Below are 20596 nucleotides of genomic sequence, written 5' to 3'. Positions count from 1 at the left end.
GGAGAGTTGTTGAGAAAGTTTTTTAGAGGCGCAAGTTTTTATATTTTGATATTTATAATATTTGTAATGATAGTTCATTTTTATGGAAGACAACCTCAAGAGACATTAGTACTTGACATATCGGAATTTGTAAATCAACTGCAAAATAAGAATGTCTCTGAAATTCATTTTATAGATAACAGTGTAGAAGGCAAATACAAAGATGGAACACTATTCCATATTTATATTCCAAAGGCTATAATGACCGATACATTTGTAGCAAAATATATTTTGCCTGCTTTGGAAGCTGGAGAACTTAAATTAACAGGAGAACCGCCTGCTACTACGCCATGGTTTATAGATATATTACCGTCTGTATTTATGATTTTAATATTTGTTGTTTTTTGGTTTGTATTTATGCAGCAGTCTCAAGGCGGTGGAAGCAGGGTAATGTCATTTGGGAAGAGCAAGGCAAAGCTTCACAAAAGTGATGCAAAGAAAAAAGTTACATTTAAGGATGTAGCCGGTTTAGAAGAAGAAAAAGAGGAATTAAAAGAAATTGTAGATTTCTTGAAAAATCCGAGAAAATATATTGAACTTGGTGCTAGAATACCAAAGGGAGTTTTGATGGTAGGACCTCCAGGGACTGGTAAAACGTATTTATCACGTGCAGTTGCAGGAGAAGCAGGAGTTCCATTTTTCAGTATCAGCGGTTCTGAATTTGTTGAAATGTTTGTTGGTGTTGGAGCATCAAGAGTTCGTGACTTGTTTGAACAAGCTAAAAAGAATTCTCCATGTATTGTATTTATAGATGAGATAGATGCAGTTGGTAGAAAAAGAGGTGCTGGACTTGGTGGAGGTCATGATGAAAGAGAACAGACACTCAACCAGCTATTAGTTGAAATGGACGGATTTGGCGTTAATGAGGGTATAATTATTATTGCTGCAACCAATAGGCCAGATATACTCGATCCAGCATTACTTCGTCCGGGTAGATTTGACAGACAGATAGTTGTTGGAATACCTGATATTAAAGGCAGAGAAGAAATATTGAGAGTACATTCAAAAAATAAACCTTTAGCTGATGATGTAGACTTAAAAGTTTTAGCTAGAAGAACTCCGGGTTTTACACCAGCAGACCTTGAGAATTTATTAAATGAGGCAGCACTACTGGCAGCTAGAAAAAATGATAAAAAAATTCATATGGATACTCTTGAAGAAGCTATTACAAGAGTTATAGCAGGACCTGAAAAGAGAAGTAGAGTTATTAGTGAAAAAGATAGACGACTTACTGCTTATCATGAAGCGGGTCATGCTGTAGTAGCAAGACTTCTACCTAATACTGATCCAGTTCATCAAGTAACTATAATACCACGTGGTAGAGCTGGTGGTTTTACTATGATTCTTCCTAAAGAGGATAAGTATTATATGACAAAAACTGAAATGGAAGAGAGAATAGTTCATTTATTAGGTGGAAGAGTAGCTGAGGAATTAGTATTAAATGAGATAAGTACAGGTGCTCAAAATGACCTGCAAAGAGTTACTGAAATAGCTAGAAGTATGGTTACGAAATATGGTATGAGTAAGAATTTAGGTCCTATGACATATGGTACAGGTGAAGAAGTATTTTTAGGTAAAGATTTAGCTGCGATGAAAGATTATTCTGAAGAAGTTGCAGCTCAAATAGATAGAGAGATAAGAGAGATAATCGATAGAGAATATGAAAGAGCAGAAAGATTATTAAAAGAAAATATAGATAAGCTCCATGAAGTTGCAAAAGCCCTTTTAGAAAAAGAAACACTAAATGCTGATGAATTTGAGATAGTGTTTACAAAAGGATTAAGTGCTTTAGAAACAGATGAAAAAGTTAATTTGAAAAAGGAAGAAATAGATGAAAAAGATAGTACTACTTTTGATTTGACTGATGTAGTAGAAAAAAAGGATAATGATGTAGATGAAAAATAGCTCCTCAAATATGAGGAGTTATTTTTGTAAAATATTACAATATAAATGTTTGGATTTTTAAATATCTGGTATAATAAAATTGTTAATAAACAAACATTATGTGATTTTTAAGATATTGCTTTAAAAGTATAAATTGATAAAAGGAGTGAAGAAATTATGGAATTCAATTTAAAATTGGGAATGTCTGCTGAAGTTGAAAAAATTGTTACAGAAAATGATACTGCATCAGCTTTTGGGAGTGGAAAGGTATTAGTTTTTGCTACGCCAATGATGATTGGTATAATGGAAAATGCTGCTCTTAAAGCTGTTGACCCACATTTGCCAGAAGAACATGCAACAGTTGGAATTCATTTAGATGTGAAGCATATGGCTGCGACTCCAGTTGGTATGAAAGTAAAAGCAAAAGCTGAGCTTATAGAAATAAATGGGAAAAAGCTCAAATTCAAAGTAGAAGCTTTTGATGAAAAAGAAAAAATAGGTGAAGGCTACCATACTAGATATATAATAAATATTCCAAAGTTTTTAGAAAATACAAAACAAAAATAGGACAAAAAATTGCAAAAAATTTTAAAAATATGCAGGAATTATTGAATATATGTAGAATAAATAATATAAAGAAAATTTAAAATTATTTTTTAGTTCTAAATTTTTATTGAAAAGCATAAATTTTTATAATAAAATTATAATAAAAGTTCATATAAAATGTTTGCCAGATTTCTATTTGAGTAATTTCACCATTACTCATTCCTTAGGAATCGTACGGCATGGGATATAATTCCTTTTAAGAGGGGCATATTCCATGCCGTTTTTCGTTTTTATTTATATAAAATTTTTGAAAGGAAATTATTAAAAAACTTAGTATATAGAAATTGCAGTTTAAGATGAATTAGATGCAGTTAGAAAACGTTTTTTAAAAGGAGAAATAAAATAAAAACTTATTATAGAAAGGAGCGATTAAAAGAATCAAATAAGCAGACATTATAGGTTGATAGTATTAATTAATTTTAAAAATTAAATGTTAAAAAGATATTAGAGGGGGAGAAAAAATGAAATTTAATTTAATAAGCTGGATTATGAATCCATTTGTCTTAATGTTTATAGCTGTTTTTACAGGTATGTTGTTTGGTAAAATAAAGTTTGGAAAATTTAATTTTGGTGTTTCAGGGTGTTTGTTTACAGGACTTATAATTGGATGGTGGGTATTAGGTTATGCCAATAGGTTTAATGAAGGAGATAGTGGATTTGCTGCGGCTCAAAAACTTATAAAATCAGGAGTAATACCAAAAGATTTCTTCTATTTGTTCCTTATACTATTTGTTGCTGCTGTTGGACTTTTAGCGGCTAAGGATATGGGTGTTGTACTTAAAAAATATGGGGCTAAATTTGTTATATTAGGTTTTTTAATTACATTATTGGGAGCAGCTGCTACATATGGTATGACTTTATTTAGTAAAAATGCTAATCCATATGAAGTATCAGGAGTTTATACAGGAGCACTTACCAGCTCTCCGGGACTTGCAGCAGCACTTGAAACTGCGAATGCTCACGCTACCGATTGGGTAAGTAAGTATGAAAAGTTGAGTGATGAAGAAAAAGCTAGGTTTTTAAAGCTTCTTGATCCTTCTGGTAAATTAACACCTAAAAATACTCCAACATTGACACCTGAACAAAGAGAAAAATTTATAAAAGATGCAGGAGCTGGTATAGGAGTAGGGCATGCTATAGGTTATCCTTTTGGAGTTCTTATAGTTATTCTTGCTGTTAATTTTTTCCCAAGAATTTTTGGAATAAATGTAGCTGAGGAACAAGAAGCATTTAAAAGGGAAATGGAGGAAGCTAGAGCTATATCATCTGCTAAAGAAATACCAGAGGTATCATTTGACCTTACAGCATTTACTATAGCATGTTTTTTTGGATATACTTTAGGTAAGATAAAAATATACTTAGGACCACTAGTAGGATATTTTAGTCTTGGTTCAACAGGTGGAGTTTTAATAGGTTCTCTTATATTAGGTTATATTGGAAAGATTGGATTTATAAATTTTAGAATGAATAATAAAGTTCTCGGAGTAGTGAGACAATTATCTTTAGCATTTTTCTTAGCAATAGTTGGATTAAGATATGGATTTAAAGTATTTGATGCATTATTTGGGTCAGGAGGTTATTTGGTATTAGTTTCATTAGTAGTTGGTATAGTAGCTATGTTTGTAGGCTTTATAATAGGAAGATATGTATTTAAGATAAATTGGATAATGTTAGCAGGAGCTATTTGTGGAGGCATGACATCAACACCCGGTTTAGGTGCTGCTGTTGATGCTATAGGAAGTGATGACCCGGCAGCTGGATACGGAGCAACTTATCCATTTGCATTACTTGGTATGGTTATATTTACCATAATACTTCATAAGTTGCCTATGTAATTTAATAATTAAAATAAAAATTTTATATTCTTCACAAAATGTTAAAAAAATGCTAATATTTAATTATAAAGTATGAAATAGGAATAGTTTTTTATGATTTTGCGAATTTAAATGTTTTTACAAAATTTTAAATATATAGTTATAGTTTAAATATGCAGAATTATTTGAAGGTGTATTTATTTTTCTTAATTTCAAGAAAAAAGGTGATAATGTGGAGCCATATGAAATATTTATAACTGGTTATGCTAAATTACCCAAAGGTATAACAGCTACAGAACTTTATCATGTTATAGCTGTTGGGTTAATAGTGGATAAGTATACAGGAAAAATATTAGATGTAGATTGTTCTTTAGTAACTAGAGTTGCAAAGCAGTTTATTAAAAATCTTGTTGTAGGTAAAAATTTAAAGGATTTCGATTCTATTCAAAATGATCTCAAAAATCATTATTACGGCTCTGCAAAAAAAGCTTTAATATCAGCTTTTAAAACGTGTCATGAAAAGTATAAACAGATTATGGAAAGTAATAAAAATTATATTGATATAGATGATTAATAAATATATGAAATTGCAATTAATTACAAGTTAATAATTGAGGTATATTTAACTTTATTATTTACGGGAACAAAATGACCTTTTGTTCTAGAGAGTAAATAAATTAAAGTTAGATAACTGGTCTTTTTATAAAAAACCGGTCTATCTAACTTTTTTTTGTAGAAATAAAAAATAATTAAGGGGGGGCTTAGATGTTAAATAATAGATTGAGAAGGGAAGAACTTAAAAGTAAAATTATGTCTGCTGATGATGCAGCTATGCTTATAAAAGATGGTATGATTGTAGCAACTAGCGGTTTTACTCCATCTGGTTATCCAAAGGCAGTACCTCTTGCTTTAGCTAAAAGAGCACAGGAAGGTGATAAGGTAGAGATAACAATTATTACAGGAGCTTCTGTTGGAGATGAATTAGATGGAGCTTTATCTAGGACAGGAATAATGGTAAGGAGATATCCTTATCAGACTAATAAATATTCAAGAAATAGTATTAATGATGGAAGTATAATGTATCAAGATATGCACTTAAGTCATGTACCACAGTTTATAGATTATGGCTTTTTTGGAAAAATAGATATAGCACTTGTTGAAGCACTAGCTATTACTGAAGATGGTGGAATTATTCCAACGACATCTGTAGGTGTAATGCCTCAAGCTATAAATAATGCTGATAAAGTAATTGTTGAAATAAATACGAGTCAGCCAATGGAACTTGAAGGGGTTCATGATATATATGTTACTGAAAAACCACCTCATAGAAAACCTATTCCAATAACTCATCCAGGTGATAGAATAGGAACACATTATATACCATGTAATCCAGAAAAAATAGCAGCTATTGTCATTACTGATATTACTGATAAAGTAAGACCTTTAGCTCCAATAGATGAGAATTCAAGGAAAATTTCTGGATATATTATAGATTTTTTAGAACATGAGGTTAAAATGGGTAGGCTGCCTAAGAATTTACTGCCTTTGCAGTCAGGAGTAGGTTCAGTGGCAAATGCAGTATTAGGTGGGTTAGTTGACTCAAAATTTGAAAATATGACTTGTTATACAGAAGTTATACAAGATTCAATGTTTGACCTTATAGATGCAGGAAAAGTTACAGTAGCATCAGGAACATCTTTTACACCATCAGAAGATGGTTTAAAAAGACTTCTTTCAAATATGAAACATTATGCTAAACATTGTATATTAAGACCTATGGAAATAAGTAATCATCCTGAAGTTGCTAGAAGACTTGGTGTTATAGCTATGAATACTGCCATAGAAGTAGATATATATGGACATGTTAATTCTACAAATATAATGGGTTCAAGAATGATGAATGGAATAGGTGGCTCAGGAGATTTTACTCGAAATGCTTATTTATCAATATTTACTACTGTTTCTACAGCTAAAAATGGAGATATTTCATCAATAGTTCCTATGGTTTCGCATGTAGATCATACAGAACATGATATTGAAGTTATTGTTACTGAACAGGGTATAGCAGACCTTAGAGGAACTTCACCAAGAGAAAGGGCAAGAAAAATAATCAAGAATTGTGCTCATCCTGATTATAAAGATATGCTTATGGATTACCTTGAAAGAGCAGAAAAAGGGAAATATAAGCATGAACCTCATTTGTTAACAGAAGCTCTTTCATGGCATGTTAGGTTTTTAGAAACGGGAACTATGAAGATTAAATGATATTGAATTAAATAAAATATATGAAACATAATAATAGGTAAATTTTAAAGATTAATAAAAAATTATGTTTGTATACAGAATTACCACATGGTATTTTCAAAAAGTATACGTTTATACTTGTAGAAAAAGGTATTGAAATATTAAAAATCATTAAGTTTTGTGTTATTCTTATAGAGGGTACCATGTGGTAGATTACATATTTTTAAATATATAAGCCTAATAAAGGAGGAAATAGGATGTTTGATAAAGACAAATTAGCTGGAATCAAACAAGGCATTACAGAGTATGAAGAAAAAACGAAAAAAGTCTTAGAAAAAAGACCTGAAAGACAGGAAAAATTTTATTCTGGTTCAGGTGATGAAGTAAAAAGACTCTATACTCCATTAGATATAGAAGATTTTGACTATGAGAGAGATTTAGGCTTTCCGGGACAATATCCTTATACTCGTGGGGTACAACCTACTATGTATAGAGGAAGATTATGGACAATGAGAATGTATGCAGGATTTGCTACTGCAGAGGAATCAAATAAAAGATATAAATATTTAATAGAACAAGGTTCTATGGGACTTTCTGTTGCATTTGACTTACCAACACAAATAGGATATGATTCAGACCATCCACTTTCAGAAGGTGAAGTTGGTAAAGTTGGAGTTGCAATAGATTCATTGGCAGATATGGAAATATTATTTGATGGAATACCGCTTGACAAAGTAAGTACTTCAATGACTATAAATGCTCCTGCTTCAGTACTTTTAGCTATGTATATAGCAGTTGCTGAAAAACAGGGTGTTACTCCAGATAAATTAAGAGGAACAATTCAAAATGATATATTAAAAGAATATATAGCTCGTGGAACATATATATTTCCGACAGAGCCTTCAATGAGACTTATAACTAATATATTTGAATATTGTTCAAAATATGTACCTAAATGGAATACAATCAGTATTTCAGGTTATCACATAAGAGAAGCTGGGTCAACTGCTGCTCAAGAAGTAGGTTTTACATTAGCTGATGGTATTGCATATGTTGAGGCTGCAGTTAAAGCAGGACTTGATGTGGATACATTTGCACCTAGACTTTCATTCTTCTTTAATGCCCACAATGATTTATTAGAAGAAGTTGCTAAGTTTAGAGCTGCAAGAAGGTTATGGGCTAGAATTATGAAGGAAAGATTTAAAGCTAAAAATCCTAAGTCAATGGTTTTAAAATTCCATACTCAAACAGGTGGTTCAACATTAACTGCTCAGCAGCCGGATAATAACATTGTTCGTGTTGCAATACAGACTCTTGCTGCAGTGCTTGGTGGTACTCAATCATTACACACTAATTCAAAAGACGAGGCATTAGCACTGCCTACTGAAGATTCAGTTAGAATAGCACTTAGAACTCAGCAAATAGTTGCATATGAAAGTGGAGTAACTAATACAATTGACCCACTTGCAGGTTCATATTATATTGAAGCTAAAACTAAAGAAATTGAAGATAAAGCTATGGAATATATTAAGAAGATAGATGAACTTGGTGGAGCGCCAAGAGCAATAGATTTGGGATATATTCAGCAAGAAATTATGGATGCTGCTTATCAATATCAGAAAGAAGTTGAAAGCGGACAGAGAATAGTTGTTGGTATGAATAAATTCCAGATTGAAGAAGAACCTCCTAAGGGATTATTAAAAGTTGACCCTGCAGTTGGAGAACGTCAAAAGAAAAAGCTTGCAGAGCTAAGAGCTAATAGAGATAATGAAGCTGTTAAAGAAAAATTAGAAGCATTGAGAAGAGCTTGTGAAGGCGATGCAAATGTAATGCCTTATATATTAGATGCTGTTAGAGTGTATGCAACTTTAGGAGAAATATGTGGAGTTATGAGAGAAGTATTTGGTGAATATCAACAGTCTGTTAATTTATAGAATAGTTAGTATCTGAGTTAATTGACAAAATTAATTCTATTAAAAAATAAGAATAATACTACTTCTATTAGTTATTGGTTAAATTTATATAAAAAATAATTAAAAATGTCCTTATTTATAAAATAAAGGAGGAAATTTTGATGGACAGACCGATTAGAGTATTAGTAGCTAAGCCAGGCTTAGATGGTCATGACAGAGGAGCAAAAGTTATTGCTAGAGCTTTAAGAGATGCAGGTATGGAGGTTATATATACAGGACTTAGACAGACACCAGAACAGATAGTAAATGCAGCTATACAAGAAGACGTTGATTGTGTTGCTATGAGTATTTTGTCAGGAGCTCATAATACTTTGCTTCCGAGGGTAGCAAAACTTCTTAAAGAAGAAGGTGCAGATGATATACTAGTAATAGGAGGGGGAGTTATACCAGATGATGATATTCCTTTCCTAAAGGAAAATGGAATAGCTGAAGTATTTACACCGGGAACTCCAACTCAAGTAACCATAGATTATATTAAAGCAAATGTAAAGAGAAAATAATTTTTACAAGCTGTCTAATAGGTTTTTCCTATTAGCAGCTAATTTAGCTTTTTTAGTAGCTGGTTATAGGTTTTTTTATTATAAAATACATACGATTTTAAAAAGCCTTAACCTTAGCTTTTATATGATGCTAGGTGGTGTATATAAATGGAACTTGCAGAGAGACTGCTTAAAGGCGATAGGAGAGCCGTTGCAAGACTTATATCTATGGTTGAAAACAGAGAGCCTGAGGCTTTTGAAATTATTAAAAAACTGTATTCAAAAACAGGAAATGCTTATGTAATAGGAATAACAGGTCCACCGGGAGCAGGAAAAAGTACATTGACTGATAAATTGGTAAAAAAACTTAGTAGTAAAGGAAAAAAAATTGCAATTATAGCTGTAGATCCTACAAGTCCTTTTACTGGTGGGGCTATTTTAGGAGATAGAGTACGGATGTCAGATCTCAATACTAACCCAAACGTTTTCATAAGAAGTATGGGTGCAAGAGGTCATTTAGGCGGTGTTTCAAAAGCTACTCAAGGTGCAATAAAAATTTTAGATATATATGGTGCAGATTACATATTTATCGAAACTGTAGGGGTAGGACAATCAGAAATAGATATTGTTAAGACTTGTGATACAACGGTAATGGTTATGGTGCCCGGGCTTGGTGATGATATACAGGCTATAAAAGCTGGTGTTATGGAAATAGGAGATGTGTTTGCCGTAAATAAAGCAGATAGAGATGGTGCAAAGAGAACTGCTAGAGAAATAGATATGGTACTTGATTTTAATAAATCTGATTGGAGACCACCAGTAGAATTAGTTGTAGCTGTAGAAAACAAAGGAATTGATGAGCTTTTAGAGCATATACAAAAACATAGAGAGTATTTAGAAAGTACAGGCAAATTAATAGAAAGAAGGATAAGAAATAGTAAATTTGAACTTATTGATTTAGTTCAACAAAAGCTTATGAGTATTCTTTTTGATAAATCGAATAAAGAAGAACTTATTAATAAATTATCAAAAGATATTGTAGACAAAATAATTGACCCTTATACTGCAACTGAAAGAATTTTTAATGAGATAAAGATGGATTAGATTTATTAAACTGGAGGTAATTGACATTTGCAGTTGACTGATGAAGGTTTTGATAATTAATTATTATATATTGATAAATTCATAATAAAATTATGGCAAGTTTGCAGTGAGATATGATGAATTTTGTGTTGTAATTTTATAAAATTTTAATAAACAATAATAAAAATGGAGGGGATAATATGAAAGTTTTAAAGGTAGATCATATAGGTATAGCTGTTAAAAATTTAGATGAAACTTTAAAGTTTTATACTGAAGCTTTGGGTTTAGAACTTCATGGGACTGAAACTGTTGAAGAGCAAAAAGTTAAAGTTGCTTTCTTGCCAGTTGGAGATACTGAAGTAGAACTTCTTGAATCAACTTCACCAGATGGACCTATTGCTAAGTTTATTGAAAAGAAAGGTGAAGGTATACAGCATATTGCTTTTAGAGTTGAAAACATAGAAGAAGCTATTGAGTATATGAAAGAAAAAGGATTTAGAATGATAGATGAAAAACCTAGATATGGAGCAGGTGGTGCTAAGATAGCATTTATGCATCCAAAGAGTTCTCATGGAGTATTAGTAGAACTAACTGAAAGAAAGTAGTAGGACTAAAATTTTTACTATTTGTTTTACAACTTAAAGTTTGACTAAAAAACTTGAAATGTGAAGCTTATATTATGTATTAGGAGGTATAAAGAATATGTCCAATCATAAATTGGAAGATTTGCGTAAGCGTCGTCAAAAGATAATGATGGGTGGCGGGGAAAAAAGAATTCAAAAGCAGCATGAAAAAGGTAAATTGACAGCTAGAGAGAGAATAAATCTTTTGTTTGATGAAGGAACATTTGTTGAACTTGATGCATTTGTTAAACATAGATGTACTAATTTTGGTATGGAAAAAGTTGACGCTCCAGGGGAAGGAGTAGTTACTGGATATGGTATGGTAGATGGAAGATTAGTTTATGCATTTGCCCAAGATTTTACTGTGATTGGTGGTTCTCTTGGAGAAATGCATGCAGCCAAAATTTGTAAAGTACTAGATAATGCATTAAAAGTTGGAGCTCCAGTTGTGGGACTTAATGATTCTGGTGGAGCAAGGATACAAGAAGCAGTAGATGCATTATCTGGATATGGAAAAATATTTTATAGAAATACTATAGCATCAGGAGTAATTCCGCAAATATCAGCAATTATGGGACCTTGTGCAGGTGGAGCGGTGTATTCACCAGCAATAACTGATTTTGTTTATATGGTTGATAAAACAAGTCAAATGTTTATAACTGGACCACAAGTTATCAAATCAGTTACAGGAGAAGATGTAACTGCAGAAGCACTTGGTGGAGCGATGACTCACAATAGTGTAAGTGGAGTAGCCCACTTTGTAGCGGCAAATGATGAAGATTGTATTGCACAAATAAGAAGGCTTTTAAGTTTCTTGCCATCAAATAATATGGAAGCACCTCCAAAATATGAATGTACAGATGATATAAATAAAATAATCCCAGAGCTTGATGAAATAATTCCAGAAAATCCAAATAAACCATATGATATGAAAGAAGTAATTGCTTTGATTGTAGATAATGGAGATTATTATGAATATCTAAAATTTTATGCACAAAATATTATTACATGTTTTGCAAGAATTAATGGGCAAACAGTAGGTATAATAGCTAATCAGCCAAAAGTTTTAGCTGGTTGTCTTGATATAAATGCTTCAGATAAGGCAGCTAGGTTTATAAGAACATGCGATGCTTTTAATATACCACTACTTAATATAGTTGATGTACCGGGATTTTTACCGGGAACTACTCAAGAATATGGTGGGATAATAAGACACGGAGCTAAAATGCTTTATGCATATAGTGAAGCTACTGTGCCAAAAGTGACGCTTATTGTTAGAAAAGCATATGGTGGTTCTTATATAGGAATGTGTAATAAAGAGCTTGGTGCAGATATAGTATTGGCTTGGCCATCAGCAGAAATAGCGGTAATGGGACCTCAAGGAGCCGCAAATATTATATTTAGAAAAGATATTAAAGAAGCTGATGATCCAGTAGCAATGAGACAAAAGAAAATAGAAGAATATACAGCTGAATTTGCCACTCCTTATAAAGCTGCTGAAAGAGGAATGGTTGATGATGTAATAGAGCCAAATTCTACAAGACCAAGGTTAGTAGATGCGTTTAATATGTTAGCTTCTAAGAGAGAAACTAGACCGGCTAAAAAGCATGGAAATATTCCTTTATAAAAAGCGAATAAAGCAGGTTGTTGGTGACAAATAAATTAATGTGATGAGATAATAAAAATAGTCATCGGACCTCATAATTTAGTAGAAAAGAGGTGAAAAGTATGGGGCTTCTTGAAAAATTTACTAGTCCTGAACTAATACATAGTTTAAGTTTGGGTGAAAAACTTTTAGCTTCTATATATGTAACTATATTAGGGATGTCAGCTACATTTGCTGCATTAATAATTTTATGGGGTTGTATTATAATAATGTCTAAATTGCTTAATACATCTAAACCTAAAGAAGAAACTGTAGAAGTTAAATCTGTGCCAACTTCACAAGTAAATGTATCTGTTCCTGAAGTTGAGGAAAATGATGAAGAACTTGTTGCAGTAATAACTGCAGCTATAGCAGCAAGTTTAAATACATCAACTCATAATATTATAGTTAAAAATATAATAAGAATACCTGATACAACACCTGTATGGGGTAAAGCAGGTAGACTTGAACAGATGAATAGGATGTTATAAAAAATTAGATAGTAGTTTACGGTTAAAATAGAATAAAAAATATATATTTTTATGAGTTAAATAATGAAAAATTTAAAGGAGGAAGTATCAAATGAGAAAATTTAATATAACTGTAAACGGTAAAACTTATGAAGTAGAAGTAGAAGAAGTAGGTGGAGTAAGTACTCAAGTATCAAAACCAGCTGTAGCACCAAAGTCAGCATCAACAGCGGTGTCACCTACACCAAAACCAGCAGTTTCAGTTCCAAAACAGTCAGCACCAACTACTGCTCCAGCAGGTGCAAATACGATTACAGCACCAATGCCTGGAACTATTTTAGATATAAAAGTAAATGAAGGAGATAGTGTATCAAACGGACAGGTATTGCTTATACTTGAAGCTATGAAAATGGAAAATGAAATAATGGCACCTGTAGATGGAAAAGTTGTATCCATTAATGTTTCTAAGGGTGCATCAGTAAATGCAGGAGATGTTCTTATAGTTTTAGGATAAAGCTGTCCTAAACTGGAACACTTCAAATGAAAGGGGATGCACGAATGGGTCAAGCGATTATTAAATTTCTGCAAAGTACAGGGTTTGCAGAGCTTACAATTCAGCATGTAGTAATGCTTGGAATTGCATGTTTCTTATTATTTCTTGCAATTAAAAAGAGATTTGAACCTTTGCTTTTAGTGCCTATTGCTTTTGGTATGCTTTTGACAAACTTGCCGGCAGCTGGATTAATGCAACCTCATGGAGGACATGGACAGCCTGGTGGACTTTTATGGTACTTTTTTCAAGGAGATGAATTAGGAATTTTTCCACCATTGATTTTTATGGGTGTAGGAGCAATGACTGATTTCGGACCACTTATAGCAAATCCTAAATCGTTATTATTAGGTGCAGCAGCACAATTTGGTATATTTACAACGTTTTTAGGAGCTATAATTTTAGGTTTTACTGGACAGCAAGCAGGAGCTATAGGTATTATAGGTGGAGCAGATGGACCTACATCTATCTATGTGGCATCAAGACTTGCGAAAGAAATACTTGGACCAATAGCAGTTGCAGCATACTCATATATGGCATTAGTTCCGGTAATTCAGCCGCCTATAATGAAGGCTTTAACTACTAAAGAAGAACGTATGGTAAAAATGGAACAGTTAAGACCTGTTTCCAAGACAGAAAAGATACTCTTTCCTATAATAGTTACATTGTTAGTATCACTTATGTTGCCACCAGCGGCTACACTTATAGGTATGCTTATGTTAGGAAATCTATTCAGGGAATGTGGTGTAGTAGGAAGATTGACAGATACTGCATCAAATGCATTAATAAATATTGTAACTATACTACTTGGATTATCAGTAGGTGCTACTGCTACAGCAGATGCTTTTCTGCAACTTGAAACAATAAAGATAATGGTACTTGGAGTATTTGCATTTGCAGTAGGTACTGCAGCAGGTGTATTATTGGGAAAAGTTATGTATAAGTTATCTGGTGGAAAAATTAATCCGCTTATAGGTTCTGCAGGGGTATCTGCAGTACCAATGGCAGCAAGAGTTTCTCAAGTAGTTGGGCAAAAAGAAAATCCATCTAACTTTTTATTAATGCATGCAATGGGACCTAACGTATCTGGTGTTATAGGTTCAGCAGTTGCAGCAGGTGTATTATTATCATTATTTGGTTAAAATAAAAGGCGGGTATTTTACTCGCCTTTTATATGTTAATTAACATATGAACATGAAAACAAATTAGTTTGTGGATAAAAGTAAAATTTTAAAACAATTATTCACAGATTTTAAATAGTAATTGACATTTTGTGAAATCTTTGAAGTAGGTGTAGTTTTAGTAAGATAATAAATATAAATAAATTTTTTGTTTTTAAAATAAAATTTTGGTGCTGTCTATTCATGTGATAAAATATATCCAGATATTTGTGACTGGAGGGTTTGGGTTGAAAAAAGAAATTTTAGAGATATTAAAAAATAATAAAAACAGTTTCATATCTGGAGAAGAATTAAGTAATAAATTAGGAGTAACGAGGACAGCTATTTGGAAATATATAAATATTCTTAAAGAGGAAGGATACAAAATAGAATCTATATCTAGAAAAGGATATAAGCTAGTTGAAGAGCCGGATATTTTATCAAGAGAAGAATTATTAATAGAGCTCAAGTTGAGTAGATTTGTAGATGATATATATTACTTTGATAAAGTAGATTCTACTAATAGTTTTGCAAAAAAATTAGCGCTAGAAGGTGCAAAAGAAGGTACAATTATACTAAGTAATGAACAAACAGGTGGGAGAGGAAGATTAGGTAGAGTTTGGATATCTCCACCATGTTCTAGTATATCCATGTCTTTAATACTTAAGCCTTCAATAAGACCTTGGGATGCAGCAAAAATAACTGAAATTACAGCTGCTGCAGTTGCTATTGCAATAGAAAAAGTAACAAATTTAGATGTAAATATAAAGTGGCCTAATGATATTATTATTCAAAATAAAAAAGTTTGTGGAATATTAACGGAGATGGGTGCAGAACTCGATAATATAAATTATGTAATAGTTGGAATAGGTATAAATGTCAATATAGATGAATTTCCAGATGAGATAAAAGAGGTAGCAACATCTCTGAAAAAAGTAGCAGGAAAAGAGATATCTAGAAAAGAAATAGTTATTAACATAGTAAGAGAATTTGAAAAGCTCTATTATAACTTTATTGAAACAGGGAGCTTAAAAGAAACAGTTGAAATATGCAAGAGAAAATCAGCTACATTAGGTAAAACTGTAAAAATAATAAATAAAAGTGAAACGATTATAGCAGAAGCTGTTGATATAAATGATGAAGGAGAACTTTTAGTTAGAAAAGAAAATGGAGAAATAATAAGTGTAATATCTGGAGAAGTATCAGTAAGAGGTATTAATGGATATATATAGTTTTATAAATTGCTATTGCTATGGATAGTTAAAAATGATAAGATACTTAAGGTGATTGATAAATTTATGATGTAAAGTGAGTAGGTGATTTAATTGTTATTAGCTTTTGATGTAGGGAATACTAATATAGTTCTTGGAGTATATAAGGGAAAAGAGTTAATTAAGTACTGGAGAATATCTACGGATAAGAGTAAGACATCAGATGAATTGGGTATGATTGTAAATCAGTTGTTTCAATATGAAGGTTTAAGACTTGAAGATGTTACAGATATTATTATATCATCTGTAGTTCCTACTATAATGTATTCATTACAGCATATGGCCTATAAATTTTGTAATAAAGAAGCGATAATAGTTGGACCGGGAATAAAGACAGGTATAAATATAAAATATGATGATCCAAGACAAGTAGGAGCAGATAGAATAGTAAATGCAGTTGCTGCATATCATAAGTATGGTGGACCTATCATTGTAGTAGATTTTGGGACTGCTACAACTTTTTGTGCTATATCTGAAAAATGTGAATATTTAGGAGGTATAATTAGTCCGGGAATAAAAATATCTAGCGATGCCTTGTTTCAAAAGGCTGCAAAGCTTCCGAGAGTTGAATTAGTAAAACCTGAAACAGTTATATGTAAAAATACTACTGAAAGTATACAATCAGGTATAGTTTATGGATATGTTGGATTAGTTGATTATATTGTAAAGAGAATGAAAGAAGAGTTAGGTAAAAAAGATGTAAAAGTAGTTGCAACTGGAGGACTTGCAGGTCTTATAGCTACTGAATCAAAGACTATAGAAGAAGTAGATAAATTTTTGACTTTAGAGGGATTAAGACTTATTTATGAGATGAATAAAAAATAAACTGCCGGGATATTTGTCCTGGCATTTATTTTATTGCTGAAAGATTAAATATTTTTTAGGATGGTGATTGAATGAAAATAGGTAATGTTCAAATCGAAAATGATTTAGCATTGGGACCTATGGCTGGTGTTACCGATTTGACATTTAGAGTCATATGCAAAGAAATGGGATGTGGTTTAGTATTTACAGAAATGGTCAGTGCAAAAGGTATATATTATGGAGATAAAAAGACTGAAAAGCTTTTAAAGATAGAAGAAAGTGAAAGACCTGTAGCACTTCAAATATTTGGCTCAGAACCTGAAATAATGGCAAAAGTAGCAGAAAAATTGAATAATCATAATCATGATATACTAGATATTAACATGGGATGTCCAACACCTAAGATAGTAAAAAATGGAGATGGTTCAGCTCTTTTAAAAAATCCAAAGCTTATTGGTAGAATTGTAAAATCTGTTGTAAGGGCATCTGAAAAGCCTGTTACTGTAAAAATAAGAAAAGGGTGGGATGAAAGCAGCATAAATGCCGTTGAAGTAGCTAAAATAATTGAACAAAATGGGGCTAAAGCTATTTCTATACATGGTAGAACAAGAGAACAATTTTATACGGGAAAAGCTGATTGGGAAATTATAAAAAAAGTAAAAGAAGCTGTTAATATACCAGTTTTTGGTAATGGAGACGTTTTTACCATAGAAGATGCTAAAGCAATTAAAGAAACTACTAATTGTGATGGAATAATGATAGCAAGAGGAGCACAGGGGAATCCATGGATATTCAAGAGGATTAATCATTATTTTCAAACGGGAGAAATACTTCCACCACCATCAGTAGAGGAAAAGGTAAGTATGTGTTTTAGACATTTAGATATGCTTATAGATAACAAAGGTGAGTATATAGCAATTAGAGAAATTAGAAAACATGCTGCTTGGTATTTAAAAGGCATAAAGAATTCTGCTAAAATTCGAAATGAGATAAATAAATCTACTTCCATAAAAGAAATAAAAAATTGTTTGGAAAAAATTCTAAATAATTTATAGATAAAGTGTTTATTTTTGTCGAAAAATGATGTAAAATAAATAACTTGACAATAAAATATAACTACATTATAATAATTCGCATAAGTTAAAGCACTGAAAGCCAGTGCTTATAATATTAGTTGGGGGAAAATAAGGTTTTAAAAGCTTTATATTTTTTATGAATAATTTAATAAAAACAACATATATTAGGAAAAATAAATGGCAATAAATATAGAAATTAAAGTAGGATGTGTATATGCAGATAAAAACTTAAAATCAATTTTTTAATACTAAAAACGATTATAAAGGAGATGAGATAAATGATTGATAAGGAAATCGTTTTAACTAAAAAAGGTTTAGAAAAAGTTGAACAAGAATTAGAAGAACTTAAAACAGTAAGAAGAAAAGAAGTGGCAGAAAGAATAAAACAGGCATTAGCCTTTGGTGATATTAGTGAAAATTCCGAGTATGATGAAGCTAAAAATGAACAAGCTCAATTAGAAGAAAGAATAGCAAAACTTGAGGCAACTCTTAGAAAAGCAAGAGTTGTAGATGAAAGTGAGATTACTAATGAAGTTGTAAGTATAGGTTCTACAGTAAAAGTAAAAGATTTAGAATTTGATGAAGAAATTGAATATACAATAGTAGGTTCAGCTGAAGCAGATCCATATGAATTAAAAATATCAAATGAATCTCCAGTAGGAAAAGCGTTATTAGGTAAGAAAGTTGGAGAAATAGTTGAAGTTCAAGTGCCTGATGGAATTACTAAATATGAGATTTTAGATATAAGGATTTAATGGAGGTGTTACAAAAGATGAGTGAAGAACAAAATCTTAATGAAGTCCTTAGGGTTAGAAGGGAAAAGCTTAAAAAACTAAAGGAGATGGGGCGAGACCCTTATAAAGTAGAAAAATATGAAAGAACAGCCTTTAGTGCAGACATTAAAGAAAATTTTGAAAAGTATGAAGGTAAAGAAGTGAGCATTGCAGGAAGAATAATGGCAAAAAGGACGATGGGTAAGGCTACTTTCATAGATATTCTTGACAAAGATGGAAGAATACAGTCATATGTAAGAAAAGATGCATTAGGAGAAGAAGAATATGAAATATTTACTACATATGATATTGGCGATATTGTAGGAATTAAAGGTACTGTATTTAAAACAAAAAAACAAGAGATTTCTGTAAGAGCTAATGAAGTTAAACTTTTATGCAAATCTTTACAAGTTTTACCAGAAAAATGGCATGGGCTAAAGGATCCGGATTTAAGATATAGACAAAGATATGTTGATTTAATTGTAAATCCAAAGGTAAAAGAAACTTTCTTGAAAAGAAATAAAATAATTAAGGCTATAAGAGAGTTTTTAGATAGCAAAGGATTTTTAGAAGTAGAAACTCCTATTCTCAATACTATTGCAGGTGGAGCAGCTGCTAGACCATTTATAACACACCATAATACTCTTGATATTGATATGTATTTGAGAATAGCAAATGAATTATATTTAAAAAGACTTATAGTTGGTGGATTTGATGCAGTATATGAAATGGGTAGAATGTTTAGAAATGAAGGCATGTCTATTAAGCATAATCCAGAATATACTGCAATGGAAGTATATGTTGCATATAAAGATTATGAATATATGATGGAACTTACAGAAAATTTAGTAGCTTATTGTGCTGAAAAAGCAAATGGAACTACAGTAGTAAATTATCAAGGCACAGAAATAGATTTCAAGCCGCCTTGGAGAAGAGTATCTATGCATGATTTAGTTAAAGAGAAAACTGGTATAGATTTTTACGCTTTTGAGAGTGATGAAGAAGCAAGAAAGGTTGCAAAAGAAAAGTTAAAATTAGAAGTAGAAAATCATATGACAAAAGGACATCTTGTAAATCTTGCATTTGAAGAATTTTGTGAAAAAGATTTAATTCAGCCTACATTTGTACTACATCATCCTGTAGAGGTTTCACCACTAGCTAAGAGAAATCCTGACAATTCAGCAATAACTAATAGATTTGAAGCTTTCGTAAATACGTGGGAAATTGCAAATGCTTTTTCTGAGTTGAATGACCCAATTGACCAAAGACAGAGATTTGAAGAACAATTAAAACAAAGAGAAGCAGGCGATGATGAAGCACATATGATGGATGAGGACTTTTTAAATGCATTAGAGGTTGGACTGCCACCAACAGGTGGATTAGGAATAGGAATAGATAGGTTAGTAATGCTTTTAACTGATTCACCTTCAATAAGAGATGTAATATTATTCCCTACAATGAAACCAATAGATTAATTAAAGGAATGGCTTTTGCCATTCCTTTGATTGATAAAAAAATAAATGCTATTTGACTAGAGATATTTTTTATGATAATATGATTAAGCATTTTGAATTAAGGGTATATATTTAATTACAAGATAATATATAGAGAAGTTTAAGAAATAAATAAAAAAATCCTTGACAATAATATTTAGACATGATAATATATTAAAGCGTCAGGAGAAATTGATGAGTTTGGACATTGAAAACTAAACAGTGTAAGGGAAAAGCAGATAACAGTAAAAGATTAAAAGATTTACTGAAGCCTAAAATGAAGAGTCAGTTTTATTTTGAGAGTTTGATCCTGGCTCAGGATGAACGCTGGCGGCGTGCCTAACACATGCAAGTCGAGCGGAGCTTTAGTTTTTTTAGCTTAGCTGAGGAGATTAAAGCTTAGCGGCGGACGGGTGAGTAACGCGTGGGCAACCTGCCCTGTGCAGGGGGATAACACATCGAAAGGTGTGCTAATACCCCATAAGACTACGATGTCGCATGGCATAGTAGTAAAAGCTGAGGCGGCACAGGATGGGCCCGCGTCTGATTAGCTAGTTGGTAGGGTAACGGCCTACCAAGGCAACGATCAGTAGCCGACCTGAGAGGGTG

Annotated in this window: 18 protein-coding genes and 1 rRNA gene; all 19 read left to right on the top strand. The window is 31.9% G+C overall.

Annotated features, from left to right (window positions below; genetic code table 11):
* The first annotated feature begins 9 nt into the window (after positions 1–9).
* A complete protein-coding gene (gene ftsH / locus BUA90_RS07765; protein ID WP_072967331.1) occupies positions 10–1944 on the top strand; it encodes an ATP-dependent zinc metalloprotease FtsH in 1935 nt (644 codons plus the stop codon).
* 156 nt (positions 1945–2100) lie between these two features.
* Positions 2101–2490: a thioesterase family protein gene (locus tag BUA90_RS07760; protein ID WP_072967329.1), complete on the top strand. Its 390-nt coding sequence runs from the start codon at positions 2101–2103 to the stop codon at positions 2488–2490.
* Between the two features lie 500 nt (positions 2491–2990).
* Positions 2991–4364: an aspartate-alanine antiporter-like transporter gene (locus tag BUA90_RS07755; protein ID WP_072967327.1), complete on the top strand. Its 1374-nt coding sequence runs from the start codon at positions 2991–2993 to the stop codon at positions 4362–4364.
* Between the two features lie 211 nt (positions 4365–4575).
* Entirely contained in the window at positions 4576–4917 is a 342-nt protein-coding gene (locus tag BUA90_RS07750) for a DUF3870 domain-containing protein (RefSeq protein ID WP_072967325.1), read from the top strand.
* A gap of 191 nt (positions 4918–5108) precedes the next feature.
* Positions 5109–6608 carry a succinyl-CoA:acetate CoA-transferase ScpC gene (locus BUA90_RS07745; protein WP_072967323.1) on the top strand — a complete coding sequence of 500 codons (1500 nt, stop codon included), beginning with the start codon at positions 5109–5111 and terminating at the stop codon, positions 6606–6608.
* A 236-nt stretch (positions 6609–6844) separates the two neighbouring features.
* Positions 6845–8521: an acyl-CoA mutase large subunit family protein gene (locus BUA90_RS07740; protein ID WP_072967321.1), complete on the top strand. Its 1677-nt coding sequence runs from the start codon at positions 6845–6847 to the stop codon at positions 8519–8521.
* 140 nt (positions 8522–8661) lie between these two features.
* The gene (locus BUA90_RS07735) at positions 8662–9060 is read left to right on the top strand and encodes a cobalamin B12-binding domain-containing protein (protein WP_072967319.1); all 399 of its coding nucleotides are present in this window, start codon (positions 8662–8664) and stop codon (positions 9058–9060) included.
* 147 nt (positions 9061–9207) lie between these two features.
* Positions 9208–10143 (top strand): methylmalonyl Co-A mutase-associated GTPase MeaB, encoded by a 936-nt coding sequence (meaB, locus tag BUA90_RS07730; protein WP_072967317.1) that lies wholly within the window; start codon positions 9208–9210, stop codon positions 10141–10143.
* A 179-nt stretch (positions 10144–10322) separates the two neighbouring features.
* The gene (gene mce / locus BUA90_RS07725) at positions 10323–10727 is read left to right on the top strand and encodes a methylmalonyl-CoA epimerase (protein WP_072967314.1); all 405 of its coding nucleotides are present in this window, start codon (positions 10323–10325) and stop codon (positions 10725–10727) included.
* A 97-nt stretch (positions 10728–10824) separates the two neighbouring features.
* Complete coding sequence (gene mmdA, locus BUA90_RS07720) at positions 10825–12372, top strand: methylmalonyl-CoA decarboxylase subunit alpha (protein ID WP_072967311.1); 1548 nt, start codon at positions 10825–10827, stop codon at positions 12370–12372.
* 101 nt (positions 12373–12473) lie between these two features.
* Positions 12474–12881: an OadG family protein gene (locus BUA90_RS07715; RefSeq protein WP_072967309.1), complete on the top strand. Its 408-nt coding sequence runs from the start codon at positions 12474–12476 to the stop codon at positions 12879–12881.
* A 91-nt stretch (positions 12882–12972) separates the two neighbouring features.
* Positions 12973–13374, top strand: coding sequence for a biotin/lipoyl-containing protein (locus tag BUA90_RS07710; RefSeq protein WP_072967306.1), 402 nt, complete (start codon positions 12973–12975; stop codon positions 13372–13374).
* A 44-nt stretch (positions 13375–13418) separates the two neighbouring features.
* Entirely contained in the window at positions 13419–14552 is a 1134-nt protein-coding gene (locus BUA90_RS07705; protein ID WP_094756800.1) for a sodium ion-translocating decarboxylase subunit beta, read from the top strand.
* A gap of 266 nt (positions 14553–14818) precedes the next feature.
* Positions 14819–15802 (top strand): biotin--[acetyl-CoA-carboxylase] ligase, encoded by a 984-nt coding sequence (locus tag BUA90_RS07700; RefSeq protein ID WP_072967301.1) that lies wholly within the window; start codon positions 14819–14821, stop codon positions 15800–15802.
* A 93-nt stretch (positions 15803–15895) separates the two neighbouring features.
* The gene (locus tag BUA90_RS07695) at positions 15896–16666 is read left to right on the top strand and encodes a type III pantothenate kinase (RefSeq protein WP_072967299.1); all 771 of its coding nucleotides are present in this window, start codon (positions 15896–15898) and stop codon (positions 16664–16666) included.
* A gap of 71 nt (positions 16667–16737) precedes the next feature.
* Positions 16738–17700 (top strand): tRNA dihydrouridine synthase DusB, encoded by a 963-nt coding sequence (gene dusB / locus BUA90_RS07690; RefSeq protein WP_072967297.1) that lies wholly within the window; start codon positions 16738–16740, stop codon positions 17698–17700.
* A 299-nt stretch (positions 17701–17999) separates the two neighbouring features.
* Entirely contained in the window at positions 18000–18476 is a 477-nt protein-coding gene (gene greA, locus BUA90_RS07685) for a transcription elongation factor GreA (RefSeq protein WP_072967295.1), read from the top strand.
* On the top strand, positions 18476–19969 hold the full coding sequence (gene lysS, locus BUA90_RS07680; RefSeq protein ID WP_072967293.1) for a lysine--tRNA ligase: 1494 nt from the start codon (positions 18476–18478) through the stop codon (positions 19967–19969). Before greA ends, lysS begins: the two co-directional genes overlap by 1 nt.
* A gap of 310 nt (positions 19970–20279) precedes the next feature.
* Positions 20280–20596, top strand: a 16S ribosomal RNA gene (locus BUA90_RS07675); the annotation flags it as partial.

Source organism: Caminicella sporogenes DSM 14501, from assembly GCF_900142285.1.
In the GTDB taxonomy this organism is placed as follows: Bacteria; Bacillota; Clostridia; order Peptostreptococcales; family Caminicellaceae; genus Caminicella; species Caminicella sporogenes.
Note: the sequence above shows the minus strand (reverse complement) of the source record. Positions and strands in the feature narration are given on the sequence as shown.

Bases quoted from the DNA above. Each gene is read 5' to 3' on its own strand.
- greA (WP_072967295.1), top strand. From the start codon at position 18,000: ATGATTGATAAGGAAATCGTTTTAACTAAAAAAGGTTTAGAAAAAGTT.
- lysS (WP_072967293.1), top strand. From the start codon at position 18,476: ATGGAGGTGTTACAAAAGATGAGTGAAGAACAAAATCTTAATGAAGTC.
- BUA90_RS07715 (WP_072967309.1), top strand. From the start codon at position 12,474: ATGGGGCTTCTTGAAAAATTTACTAGTCCTGAACTAATACATAGTTTA.
- BUA90_RS07760 (WP_072967329.1), top strand. From the start codon at position 2,101: ATGGAATTCAATTTAAAATTGGGAATGTCTGCTGAAGTTGAAAAAATT.
- BUA90_RS07705 (WP_094756800.1), top strand. From the start codon at position 13,419: ATGGGTCAAGCGATTATTAAATTTCTGCAAAGTACAGGGTTTGCAGAG.
- mce (WP_072967314.1), top strand. From the start codon at position 10,323: ATGAAAGTTTTAAAGGTAGATCATATAGGTATAGCTGTTAAAAATTTA.
- dusB (WP_072967297.1), top strand. From the start codon at position 16,738: ATGAAAATAGGTAATGTTCAAATCGAAAATGATTTAGCATTGGGACCT.
- BUA90_RS07755 (WP_072967327.1), top strand. From the start codon at position 2,991: ATGAAATTTAATTTAATAAGCTGGATTATGAATCCATTTGTCTTAATG.
- meaB (WP_072967317.1), top strand. From the start codon at position 9,208: ATGGAACTTGCAGAGAGACTGCTTAAAGGCGATAGGAGAGCCGTTGCA.
- BUA90_RS07735 (WP_072967319.1), top strand. From the start codon at position 8,662: ATGGACAGACCGATTAGAGTATTAGTAGCTAAGCCAGGCTTAGATGGT.
- BUA90_RS07710 (WP_072967306.1), top strand. From the start codon at position 12,973: ATGAGAAAATTTAATATAACTGTAAACGGTAAAACTTATGAAGTAGAA.
- BUA90_RS07740 (WP_072967321.1), top strand. From the start codon at position 6,845: ATGTTTGATAAAGACAAATTAGCTGGAATCAAACAAGGCATTACAGAG.
- BUA90_RS07745 (WP_072967323.1), top strand. From the start codon at position 5,109: ATGTTAAATAATAGATTGAGAAGGGAAGAACTTAAAAGTAAAATTATG.
- mmdA (WP_072967311.1), top strand. From the start codon at position 10,825: ATGTCCAATCATAAATTGGAAGATTTGCGTAAGCGTCGTCAAAAGATA.